Annotated in this window: 7 protein-coding genes and 10 tRNA genes; 15 read left to right on the top strand and 2 right to left on the bottom strand. The window is 47.9% G+C overall.

The window, feature by feature from the left end:
* Positions 1-39 precede the first annotated feature (39 nt).
* From A3849_RS08415 to A3849_RS08360, 12 genes are all read left to right on the top strand, one after another.
* A tRNA-Val gene (locus A3849_RS08415) sits at positions 40-115 on the top strand.
* A 24-nt stretch (positions 116-139) separates the two neighbouring features.
* Positions 140-216: transfer RNA gene (locus tag A3849_RS08410), tRNA-Met, on the top strand.
* A 4-nt stretch (positions 217-220) separates the two neighbouring features.
* Positions 221-298 (top strand) — tRNA-Asp (locus A3849_RS08405).
* Positions 299-505: 207 nt separating this feature from the next.
* Positions 506-580: transfer RNA gene (locus A3849_RS08400), tRNA-Gln, on the top strand.
* Between the two features lie 40 nt (positions 581-620).
* Positions 621-696 (top strand) — tRNA-Lys (locus A3849_RS08395).
* A gap of 17 nt (positions 697-713) precedes the next feature.
* Positions 714-797: transfer RNA gene (locus tag A3849_RS08390), tRNA-Leu, on the top strand.
* Positions 798-804: 7 nt separating this feature from the next.
* A tRNA-Gly gene (locus A3849_RS08385) sits at positions 805-879 on the top strand.
* Between the two features lie 10 nt (positions 880-889).
* A tRNA-Arg gene (locus A3849_RS08380) sits at positions 890-966 on the top strand.
* 25 nt (positions 967-991) lie between these two features.
* Positions 992-1,065 (top strand) — tRNA-Pro (locus tag A3849_RS08375).
* Between the two features lie 12 nt (positions 1,066-1,077).
* Positions 1,078-1,148: transfer RNA gene (locus A3849_RS08370), tRNA-Gly, on the top strand.
* A gap of 156 nt (positions 1,149-1,304) precedes the next feature.
* Positions 1,305-2,258 (top strand): helix-turn-helix transcriptional regulator, encoded by a 954-nt coding sequence (locus A3849_RS08365; RefSeq protein ID WP_074111002.1) that lies wholly within the window; start codon positions 1,305-1,307, stop codon positions 2,256-2,258.
* Between the two features lie 271 nt (positions 2,259-2,529).
* Positions 2,530-4,809 (top strand): copper amine oxidase N-terminal domain-containing protein, encoded by a 2,280-nt coding sequence (locus tag A3849_RS08360; protein WP_074111001.1) that lies wholly within the window; start codon positions 2,530-2,532, stop codon positions 4,807-4,809.
* Positions 4,810-5,000: 191 nt separating this feature from the next.
* On the opposite strand, the gene katA is transcribed toward A3849_RS08360, so the two are convergent.
* Positions 5,001-6,458 carry a catalase KatA gene (katA, locus tag A3849_RS08355; protein ID WP_074111000.1) on the bottom strand — a complete coding sequence of 486 codons (1,458 nt, stop codon included), beginning with the start codon at positions 6,456-6,458 and terminating at the stop codon, positions 5,001-5,003.
* A gap of 207 nt (positions 6,459-6,665) precedes the next feature.
* Here katA and A3849_RS08350 point away from each other — a divergent pair, with 207 nt between their 5' ends.
* Entirely contained in the window at positions 6,666-7,907 is a 1,242-nt protein-coding gene (locus A3849_RS08350) for a GGDEF domain-containing protein (protein ID WP_074110999.1), read from the top strand.
* A 50-nt stretch (positions 7,908-7,957) separates the two neighbouring features.
* On the opposite strand, the gene glgP is transcribed toward A3849_RS08350, so the two are convergent.
* Positions 7,958-9,574 (bottom strand): alpha-glucan family phosphorylase, encoded by a 1,617-nt coding sequence (glgP, locus tag A3849_RS08345; protein ID WP_074110998.1) that lies wholly within the window; start codon positions 9,572-9,574, stop codon positions 7,958-7,960.
* A gap of 363 nt (positions 9,575-9,937) precedes the next feature.
* Here glgP and A3849_RS08340 point away from each other — a divergent pair, with 363 nt between their 5' ends.
* The gene (locus A3849_RS08340; protein ID WP_074110997.1) at positions 9,938-10,867 is read left to right on the top strand and encodes a stalk domain-containing protein; all 930 of its coding nucleotides are present in this window, start codon (positions 9,938-9,940) and stop codon (positions 10,865-10,867) included.
* 208 nt (positions 10,868-11,075) lie between these two features.
* Positions 11,076-12,008 (top strand): ribokinase, encoded by a 933-nt coding sequence (rbsK, locus tag A3849_RS08335; protein WP_256700701.1) that lies wholly within the window; start codon positions 11,076-11,078, stop codon positions 12,006-12,008.
* The last annotated feature ends 23 nt before the right edge of the window (positions 12,009-12,031 follow it).

Genomic DNA, 12,031 nt, shown 5'->3' with positions numbered 1-12,031 from the left:
CCCATACGGGTCACCAATTATTTTACCAGGCACACATATGGAGGCTTAGCTCAGCTGGGAGAGCATCTGCCTTACAAGCAGAGGGTCGGGGGTTCGAACCCCTCAGCCTCCACCATAGTGCTTATAAGTTTTTTACTGACGCGGGGTGGAGCAGCCCGGTAGCTCGTCGGGCTCATAACCCGAAGGCCGCAGGTTCAAATCCTGCCCCCGCAACCAATTTGGAACCGTGGTGTAGTTGGCCTAACATGCCTGCCTGTCACGCAGGAGATCGCGGGTTCGAATCCCGTCGGTTCCGCCATCAATACACTGCTTCAGGGATGAGAATCCATTAAGGGTTCGTTGGAGCATAAGCTTCGTGAGGATTACATCGCAATCTCGCAACGAAGTGAAGAGTATCCCGTCGGTTCCGCCATTATTGTGGCATCAAGGTTTCAGGGATTGAGAATCCTATATTTCGAAGTATAGAGTATCCGCCCGATTCCGTGGTTTTGCTAATTATTAATATTGGGGATTAGCCAAGCGGTAAGGCAACGGACTTTGACTCCGTCATTCATAGGTTCGATTCCTATATCCCCAGCCATCTTCACCTCACAAAGTGGAGTTAAGATTTAGTATATTGAGAGCCATTAGCTCAGTTGGTAGAGCACCTGACTTTTAATCAGGGTGTCGAAGGTTCGAGTCCTTCATGGCTCACCATTTTTCTTCTAAAGTGTGCGCGTGTGGCGGAATGGCAGACGCACCAGACTTAGGATCTGGCGTTTTACGACGTGGGGGTTCAAGTCCCTTCACGCGCACCATGTTTTTGCGGACGTGGCTCAGCGGTAGAGCATCGCCTTGCCAAGGCGAGGGTCGCGGGTTCGATTCCCGTCGTCCGCTCCATATAGATTTTGCGCCCTTAGCTCAGCTGGATAGAGCGTTTGACTACGAATCAAAAGGCCGGGAGTTCGAATCTCTCAGGGCGCGCCATTATTATTTTACAAGAATATATTAACGGGATGTAGCTCAGCTTGGTAGAGCACCTGGTTTGGGACCAGGGGGTCGCATGTTCAAATCGTGTCATCCCGATTTTACACCTGTGCGGGTGTAGTTCAATGGTAGAACTTCAGCCTTCCAAGCTGATAGCGTGGGTTCGATTCCCATCACCCGCTTAATTGTTAATCAAGTAAACCCTTGTGGAGCAAGGGTTTTTTTTGTGCTTTTCACCATATTGTGTTTTTGCCGACAGTCAGAAAGTATAGGGAACTGATATTATTAGAGTGGCGAGCACAATTCATGAATACCAGGAAATTAAGGAGCCTACATCTATGACTGACAAAGTAATTCGGATCTTCAAAATTATCAACGCGATCCAATCCAGTCCAGGGATTACAGCCTCGGATCTGGCGATCAGATGCGATGTGAACATAAGAACTGTCTACAGGGATTTGGAGATCATAAGCCATTTTGCGCCAGTAACGAACGAGGGTAGAGGTACTGGCTATAGGTTTATGGGTAAGTTTTTTTTGTATCCGCTGGATTTCTCCGAGCAGGAGGCTATGGCCTTTTCTCTTCTACCTTCTATCTTGAATCAGGATAAAATTCCCCCAGGCTTCCATACCGCCTATGATAAGGTCATGGGCACACATCTCAAGGAAAAATCCAAGTCCAACGCAATACTTGAGAATATTGGCGATATTATTCAAATGGGTAAACCTGCTTACCGCAAAGAAAGCAGGAACTTCCTGCAGCCGATTATCGGCGCAATTGTGGAGCAGCGGAGTATTCGGGCAATTTATCATTCCCAGTCGCGCAATGCAATTACACAGCGTGTGATTGATCCGTATTACTTGATTCCGCGGGATCAGCGGTTCTATCTGATTGGGTACTGCCATCTTAAGGAGGCTATCCGGACCTTTCGTATCAGCCGTTTTCAGGAGGTGGAGGTAACGGATAAGGGCTTTGATAAAGGCGATTTCAATATTAAAAAATATCTGAAAAATACCTGGTCCATTGACCGTGGCAATAAAAATATCAAGTTCAAGGTGCGTTTTCATCCTGAGATTGCCCGTTATATTAAAGAAGAGGAGCTCTTTGTCCATCCATGGATGAACGATGAACAGGATGGCAGCCTGCTGTTTGAAGTGACTGTCAATAATGAGAAGGAATTCACCAAGTGGATTCTGCAATATGGCCCAAATGCAGAAATTCTGGAACCGGCGTCGGCCAGAGAAGGGCTAAAGGGTCAGCTTACCCAGTGGATGGAGCTTTATCAAAAGTGAGCAGGTACGATATAAGCGATTCCTGACTGGAAAGACTGCACATACAACAGGCATCAATGAGCGCAGGCTTTCGTCCCCGTCACTCACATGGCAGATGTTACTTAGAGCGTTATGGGGAACTCAAGCTTCTTTGCATGTAGAACAGATGTAGCTTATACCAGTGAATAGGTTATTTTTTTGTAACCCGTAGATCGAGAAACTTTTATCATCTTCGATGCGTCAAATAGATAGAAAAAAATGAGGATTTTAGCATATCCAGGAGGATGAGCTTGTGAAGAAGTTATGGATTACGATTGTAGTGGGGTTGTTAGTGTTTCCAATGATGTTTCAGTCCCCGGCTCAGGCGGATACACCCATTAGTATTATTATTGATGGAGTCCCATTGTCAACAGATCAGCCGCCTGTAATGGTAAGTGGCCGGACGATGGTACCGCTACGTGCAATCTTTGAAGCCTTTAATGCCAACATCAAGTGGAATCAGAAGACACAAACAGTAACCGCCACTAAGGATGATACAACGGTTATATTGAAGATTGGCTCCAAGATCGCTACGATTAACAATAAGACTGTAAGTCTAGATGTACCCGGTCTAAATTTGAAGGGCAGAACAATGGTACCGACACGGTTTGTAAGTGAAGCTATGGGTCGAGAAGTGGGATGGAACCCGAAGACCAAAGTTGTGACTATAACCACCTCGGTCCCGAACGTTGGAAATGCAGGTCCGGCTACTAGCGTAGCAGCGCAGGATGTAAGTGACTTTGGTGACGGCCGGGATCTGCAAGTTAGCTTCACCCGTGCGGCAGATGAGTCACTAGTGGATCATTACCGAGTTCTGATTGTTAAAGCAGGGTATATCCTTAATCTGTCATCAGCGCAAACGATAGCCTCATCTAATTATTCCGCTGTATTAGCAACAGGTTCCAATCCTACGATTAAATTGACTGCTACATCGAGAACGGTTGATGGCGACTTAGTTAAGAGTAATCAAGCTTATATAGCTTATGTCTTGACGGTCGGCAAGGGGAATAATACGAGTACGCTTTCTAGTGGGTCTTCCTCTATTACACTTGTGAATAACACTTCTGAATTTCTAAGCAATGTAAAAGTAAATGATATCAGCGACTACGGCGATGGGCGAGATTTATTCGTCAGCTTCAACAAGCTGTCAGATGAGACCAAAGTAAGTTCTTATCGGATATTTGTGATCAAAGCTGCGAATTATTCAACTTTTAATTTGGCGAAAGCAAACGCTGTCTCCACTTCTGATTCCATACAAGTTAGCAAGACGGGTTATAACATCTCTCAGATCTTGTCTTCAGGAGCCAAGGATGTGGATGGAGCTCTTGTTAAAACAGGGGTTAGTTATCGGGTGTTTGTCATGGCGATTGATAGCAGTAATGCAGCTAATAATGTGTTGTCTTCTGCTTCATCTGCAATTACGCTGTCAAGCGTAGGTATCACTGGCTTGAGTGTTAGCGACGTTAGCGATTATAATGATGGCCGTGATTTGAAGGTGTCATTTACTCATGCTACGGACGAAACCTATATTAGCCAATACCGAATCATAGTAGTACCTACGTCATATTACAGCAGCTTCAGCTTATCTGACGCGAATAATACATCGAGTGCCTACTATACAACTGTGAGTACATCAGGATCTACTACCAATCAAGTATTGAACTCGTCAGCAAGAGATGTACGCGGCAATTTGATAAAGAATGGCACTAGCTATAGAGTGTATGTGTTATCTATCGGAAGCGGGTCTTATTTAGGGGCTAATGTACTTTCGTCTGCTTCATCGGATATTATGTTGTTTAATGTTTCGAGCTTGAGTGCCGTTTCTAACTTGAGTGTTAGCGACGTTGACGACCATGGTGATGGCCGTGATCTGAAGGTGTCATTTACTCATGCCACGGATGAAACCTATATTAGCCAGTATCGGATTATGGTAGTGCCCGCGTCATATTCCAGCAGTTTCAGCTTATCTGATGCGAATAATGTATCCAGTACCTACTATACAACCGTAAGTACAACTGGATCTACTACTAATCAAGTGTTGACCTCGTCAACCAGAGATGTGCGTGGCACTTTGATAAAGGACGGAATTAACTATAAAGTGTATGTGTTATCAATCGGAAACGCGAATTACTCGGGGCCTAATGTATTGTCCGGGGAATCACCTGTCATAACCTTGTCGGGTAAAATCCCGGTTGTCTCTGTAACGAATGTAACGTATAGTGTGAACGATGGTAAAATACTGATAAGTTTCAACAAATCATCCATTGAGACGAATATCTCGGAGTACCGGGTATTGGTAGTTCCTTCTAAGCAAGGCTTTGGATCGACGGATGCCTTAGGGGTGCAAGCTTCGTTGTATAAGTCGATCGCTCCTAATGGAACGAATCCTTCAATTGTGACTGCGACAAGGGATGTTAACGGAGCTTTAATTACTAAAGGAAAAAAATATAAGGTATATATTCTTGCCGTAGCCAATAGCAGTGGTGTGCAGAATGGTGGTCTTTCAGATTCAACGGAAGAGTTTGAAATATAACTACGCTCAAGTGGAGACGGCTATACTATAAAAAGTAATCTAGCCTGTGCTACGCTGTTCCAGAAGGAACTACGCGGCACAGGCTGTTTGTATGAAGAAGCTTGTGAGAGCCGGGTTATATAGGCAGACGGGCAGAATGAAATAAAGCCCGGCCTTCACGGCCGAGGCTTATTCGTACCATAGGGGACAGGTTACTCGCCTTGCGGTATAGTCAGTCCCAGACCTTCAGCTATGCGCTGGCCGAACTCAGGATCTGCTTTGTAGAAGTGTCCGATCTGGCGGAGCTTGATCTCTTTGTTCTCGACGGGGGTCATGGCGCCTACAATATTGCGGATCAGGCGTGCACGTTCTTCTTCACTCAACAAACGGTAGAGGTCCCCGGGCTGAGTGTAGTGATCGTCATGATTATAGGCTACACTGTCGGCCTGCCCGGTGACTTCAAAAGCTGCCGGCTTGTGTGCAGGCAATTCTGTTGCTCCGCCGAAGCTGTTCGGTTCGTAGTAGACGGAACCGCCGCCGTTATTGCCATGAATCATTGCGCCGTCGCGCTGGTTATTGTTCACCTCGGCGATAGGGCGGTTAATAGGCAACTGATTGTGATTCGCACCTACACGGTAGCGGTGGGCATCGCCATAGGCGAAGAGGCGGCCCTGCAGCATTTTATCAGGAGAAGCTTCAATCCCGGGGACAAAGGAGCCGGGAGAAAATGTAGCCTGCTCCACTTCTGCAAAATAATTCTCCGGATTGCGGTCCAATACCATGCGGCCTACTTCAATGAGCGGGTAATCTTTTTGCGACCATACCTTGGTTACATCGAAGGGATCAAACCGGTAGGTATCAGCATCTTCTACAGGCATAATCTGCACATGCAGTCTCCAGGCAGGGAAATCTCCCTTATCAATCGCATTGAACAAATCCTCTGTATGATAATCCGGATTCTCTCCGGCGATTTGCGCGGCCAGATTCACATCGAGATTCTTTACGCCCTGCTCTGTTTTGAAATGGTATTTGACCCACACTGCTGCACCCTCGGCATTGACCCATTTGAATGTGTGGCTCCCGAAGCCGTGCATATGGCGGAGCGTAGCGGGTATGCCGCGGTCGGACATCAGAATCGTCACTTGATGCAGCGACTCCGGTGAAAGGGACCAGAAGTCCCAGACGGCATTGGGATTCTTCAGATGGGTCTGCGGATGGCGTTTCTGGGTATGAATAAAGTCCGGAAATTTGATTGCATCACGGATGAAAAAGACAGGTGTATTATTGCCGACCAAATCGTAATTACCTTCTTCGGTATAAAATTTCACGGCGAAGCCGCGCGGATCGCGAACGGTATCGGAAGACCCCAATTCCCCGGCTACTGTCGAGAAGCGGATGAACATGGGTGTACGTTTGCCCACTTCGGACAGAAAAGCCGCTTTGGTATATTGAGACAGGTCTTGGGTGACTTCAAAATAACCATGGGCTCCCGCTCCTTTGGCATGAACCACACGTTCGGGCACACGCTCCCGGTTGAAATGCGCCAGCTTTTCCAGCAAATGTACATCCTGCAGCAGTGTAGGTCCACGGGAACCGGCTGTCATGGAGTTCTGGTTATCCCCTACAGGAGCTCCCCAGCTGGTTGTAAGTCTGTTATGGCTCTCACTCATGAATAATCTCCACCTCATATTAAGATTTGAATTTAGAATAAGTATAAATACTATAATATCAAAAAAATTTAAAATATCAATCCTAAATTATAATTATTTTAAATAACCCTGGAGAATCAAGCATTTTCTGTTGCGCTGAGGCTTAAAAATGAACGATAATGGGGCTGTTGGAATTACAGGGAGTTTGGTCAGTTAGGGGGAGACAACATGCTGGATCGGCTGATTAGTCTGCCATTCACGATGACGGATGAGGAGCGCAGAGAACTGCACATCCTTACGCTTAACGAAAATATTTCCAGAGGCAAGTTGTTTGCCAAAATTATTATAGGCATTGAATCAGCTTTGGCAATCACTGACTTGGTAGCTTCTTTCGCTAAGGTGCACGATAGCTTTCATTTCAGCTTTTATTTTATCATGTATGTTTTCATGATCGGACTGAATGTGGCTTTTCTGCTGGGAGCTGCAGCCTATGAAAGAGATGCCAAGCAGGTGGAGGGCAGGTATCGGCTGTATGAGAAGCTGTTTATCGTATATGCGTATACTTTTGTGATTTGGGGTTCTGTCGTGACGTTGTCGGATCAGCGGCTATATGGGCAAGTGATGGCTTTTGTGATTAATCTGGTCAGCATTTCGGTCATCTTTTATTTCAATAACAGGATGGTGCTGTACCTGTATGGAGTCTCGGCAGGATTGCTGTATATCGGGCTCCCCTTGTTTCAATCGTCTTCGAATGTACTGATAGGCCACTACGTCAATCTGACTTTGTTCCTTTTCTTTACCTGGGTGGCATCAAGAATTCTCTATGTGAACTATTGCAGCAATTATTACAACGGGATACTGCTGGGGAACAGCCACCGGAAGCTGGAAGAGCAGGTCATTCAGAATGAAAAAGTACATCAGGAACTGGCCCGGGCCAACGGGGAGCTGCAGAGGTTATCGCTTATCGATGCGCTGACAGAAATTCCGAACCGCCGTGCTTTCGACCAAAGGATACAACAGCTGTTAAGCTCGGGCAAGGAAGCGGCCAGTATGGTTGCTGTATTAATCATTGATATTGATTACTTCAAATCATTCAACGACAACTACGGGCATGCTGAAGGGGATCGGATCATTAAAGAAGTGGCTCAGGTGATCCATGGGGAAATGGAGGGGGAGCGGCAATTTGCAGCCCGGCTGGGGGGTGAGGAGTTCGTCGTTGCAGCCTTTGATACCGGGGTGAGCGGGGCGATGGGGCTTAGTGAAAGAATCCGTATGCGTATTCAACAAATGTCGGTTCACCACGGATATTCCGAAGTCAGCTCCTATATTACAGTGAGCATAGGCGCCGCCGCAGGTGAAGCGACGAATCCGGGGGAGATTGCGCTGCTAATGGAGCTCGCAGATCAGGGGTTATATGTGGCGAAAACGAGCGGCCGCAACAGAGTATCCACCGCAAACGGCACAATCTAAAAATCCCGCCTGCAGCATTGAAGCTGGAGGCGGGACAAGGTTGCTAACGGTTAACCTTTGATATACATCCGGTTGTAATATTCCTCCAGCATCCGTTTGCTCGCGAATTCGGTACGGGTAGTTTCGATGCTCTTGCGCATCATCTGTACCCACTTCTCCTTATCCTTATAGAAGGTTGGGAGGACACGGTTCAGGAGTGTCTCGTAGAGGGCATTGCTGTCATGCTGGTCAAGCACAGCAAAATCAGTCGTCTCGAAGCCGTCTCCAATCTGCCAGCCATTCTCGCCGTCGATGCAGGCCTCCGGCCACCAGCCGTCAAGGATGGAACAGTTCAGGACACCGTTCATGGCAGCCTTCATACCGGAGGTGCCGCTGGCTTCCAGCGGACGGCGCGGATTGTTGAGCCAAATGTCAGAACCCCGCGTCAGCATTGCTCCGATCGTCATATCGTAATTTTCCAGGAAGACTACGCTCTTCGGATATTTTTTCATCATGGACACGAGGTTGCTAACGATTTTTTTGCCGTTGTCATCCAGCGGGTGGGCTTTGCCGGAGAATACAATTTGGATGCGGCCGCTCTCCAGGTAAGGCTCAATAATCTCAGGCTGGGAAAAAATCAGGTCGCTGCGTTTGTAAGGTGCTGCCCGCCGGGAGAAGCCAATCAGCAGATTGTCCGCATTCAGCGAGATACCGGAACGTTCTTCAATAAAGCCGATTAGCTCGCCTTTGATCTCCTTATGTGCGGCCCACAGATCGCCGTCTTCTTCAAAGGCTCTGGTCATCCGTTCATCAACCCAGGTTGGGGTATGAATGGCATTGGTGATGCCGATGATCTCCGAACGGCCGGCGACTTCCTTCCACATTTTATTCGCGGTATCGGCATGAAGTTGGGCTACAGCGTTAGAGATACGCGACAGGCGCAGTCCGGCTACGGTCATATTGAACGGATCGCCGCCGATGCGCACCATCTGGTCACGGGTCAAGCCGTTAAAAGCGCTCATATACTCCAGACGGTCCAGTGGATGCGTCTCATTGCCTTCCTTAATCGGTGTATGTGTAGTGAACACAACTTCTTCCCGGGTAGCTTTCCAGGCTTCTTCAAAGGTGCTGCCGCCGGACATTTTTTCACGGATCAGTTCGATAGCGGCCAGTGCCGCATGTCCCTCGTTGAAATGGTAGACGTCAATCGGAATATCGAGTGCGCGCATGGCTTTTACCCCGCCTATTCCGAGGACAATCTCCTGTGCGATCCGTTCTTCCCCAAACCAGCCGTAGAGCTGGCCCGTAATCCAGGCATCCCCGTTCTCCGGAATATCCGTATCGAGCAGATACAGTGGATTGTTGCCGAAATGATCGGTTTTCCAAACCTTGCAGACTACATCGATCTTGCGGACCTTAACGGTGACCTTCACGCCTGTATCCTCAAGGAAATCATAGACGTAATTGTGGTAGGAGTCGTAAGGATTGCCGTTAGCGTCAATCTTCTGGTCCGTGTAGCCTTGCTTCCATTTCAGGCCGATGGGGATGATTGGAGCGTGGATATCCTTGGCACCCTTGATGTAGTCTCCGGCCAATATGCCCAGGCCACCGGCGTACATTTTGAAGTCGGAATGCAGTCCGTACTCCATGCTGAAATAAGCTACTGACGGTAATTGGTTCTGGTTCACTTGATAAGCCTCCTAAATACATAGTAGAGTAAAAACTGGCGTTACTGCAGGCTTAATCTAAGGTGCAAACGTTTGCTCAAATGGGCGAAAAAACTTTCCTGGAAGCGATTGCACACCTATTTTAGCACATTTGGAGAAAAAAAGCATACCGAAGTTTTAAAAAGAAATGGCCCGATGTAAAGCAGTATTTTTCATAACCGCCTGGATGGCTCCGTGGAGTAGGCCCCGCAGGCTAGGACTGAAGTAGCGTTGCAAATTCCGGCCCGAGCGTATTATCCCAAAAATTCATTTCTGCTCATAAAGTGAGAGCCGGCAGCCGAAATAAATAAAGATATTTATCACAACATAGGGGGAACCGATCACATGAAAAAAACCGTCAGTATTCTTGCAAGTTGCTTGCTGGCCATCAGCATGATGTCAGGAGCGGCACAGGCCAAACCCGAAAACAATAATGGTAAGGGTAACGGCAACGGTAACGGCAATGGTAAAAGTATAGTAGAAGCTCCAGCTTCGGTACCTGCTAATGCAGCAGCACCAACAGACAAGGATAAAGACAAGGACAAGGACAAGGGAATTGAGAGTATCAAAGAAAAGGATAAAGAGTCCGTTACTACTGTTACCTATGCTACATATGGAAATAAGGGCCATAATGGATATAAGGGTCTTCTGCATGCTATCGAAAATGTAAAGGACAAACCGGCAGGGGCCGTGATTGCAGAGCTTTTATTGACCCAGTATTCTACGGATCTGACACCAGAAATGAAGGCTGAGCTGGTAGCCATTAAAGATAAGGATGCCGCTTTGTCAGCACTTGCGGAGATTCTGAACCAAAAAGGTAGTGTAACCGATGCGGTATACGTCCAGAAAGAAGCTATTCTGGCTAACGTAAAGAATCTGAACTCGTATAAAAAGCTTGGCAAGCTGTATGCACAAACCGGTAAAAAAGGGGTAAAGCTGTACGTTAACGGTGAAGAGTCCGCCTCTGGCGTTGCTCCTATTGTTACATCCGGAAGTACACTGGTACCGTTCAAAGCTATTGCTGAAGCCTTGCAGGCTGAAGTGGTATGGAATGGGAAGGAGCGTTCGGTGACCATGACCCGCGAAGGGACTACGGTAAAGCTGTTTATTAATAACAAGACGGCGTATGTCAACGGTAAGGCTGTCACTCTTCAGGTAGCGCCGGCCATCGTTAAGGGCAATACGGTTGTACCCGTCCGCTTTGTCAGTGAAGCCTTGAAAGCTACTGTGAAATGGGAGCCGGAATCCCAATCGGTAGTCATCTACGAAGAGTAGAAGATTACAGCAGCCCCAGGCCGCAGTATATGTTCAAGAGGAAGTTAGCTTGCATTCAAGAGAAGGCACGGCAGTCACTGCTGTGTCTTTTTGTTAATATATGAATTTATATGTTTCATGCTATAAATTGTCTGCTTAGTACAGAGAGAAATGGGGTTTGATAAAACCGTGTAAACCCGAGTAAGATAGAGTGTAACAAGTTAGGATGGTGAACAGATTGGGTATAGTGATAATCGGCAGCCTGAACATGGATATGGTGGTGCGCACAAGCCGGGCACCAGAGGCCGGAGAGACATTGTTCGGACAGGACTTTACCCTGTCTCCAGGCGGGAAGGGCGCAAATCAGGCAGCAGCAGCCGCCCGTCTTGGCGCAGAGGTGACGATGATCGGCAGAGTAGGCAAGGATGCCTTCGGCAACGAGCTGCTTGAGGTCATGCGCCAGGAACAGATCCATACGGAGCATATTGGACAGAGTGAAACACTTAGTACAGGGGTCGCTTCCATCGTTGTGGACGGAGAAGGGGAAAACCGGATTATCGTTGTGCCAGGGGCGAATATCGAGATGGGTCCAGCGGATATTGAAGCACTTGCGCCGATCATCAGCCAGGCGGAAATGGTGGTCTTGCAGCTGGAGACGGACCTCTCAATGTGTGCACATGCTGCGGCTATCGCCGACAGGCATGGAATTCCGGTAATCCTGAACCCGGCACCGGCCCGGGCTCTTGATGATGCATTTCTCCAGCATGTTACCTACCTGACACCCAATGAGACGGAAGCGGGCATCCTGGCAGGAATGGCCGTGAACAGTATTGATGATGCAGAGCAAGCGGCGCGTATACTGTTACAAAAAGGGGTCCGCGACGTTATTGTGACCCTTGGTCCTAAAGGAGCGCTAATTGTGAATCATGCCGGCAGCCTGCATATTCCAGGTTTTCCTGTACAAGCTGTTGACACGGTAGCGGCTGGAGATTCTTTTAACGGAGCCCTGGCCTGGCAGCTTACCAAAGGAAAGACGCTTGACGAAGCGGTCAGATTCGCAAATGCTGTCGGTGCGCTGGCTGTAGGCAAGAAGGGGGCGATTCCGTCGCTGCCGCAGCTGCCGGAGGTTGAGCAATTTCTCCAGGACGCTGCTGAACAGTAAATGAATCCTAGCTACTAGCTTAT

Source organism: Paenibacillus sp. P46E (assembly GCF_001909095.1).
GTDB classification, from domain to species: domain Bacteria; phylum Bacillota; class Bacilli; order Paenibacillales; family Paenibacillaceae; genus Paenibacillus_AQ; species Paenibacillus_AQ helianthi.
Note: the sequence above shows the minus strand (reverse complement) of the source record. Positions and strands in the feature narration are given on the sequence as shown.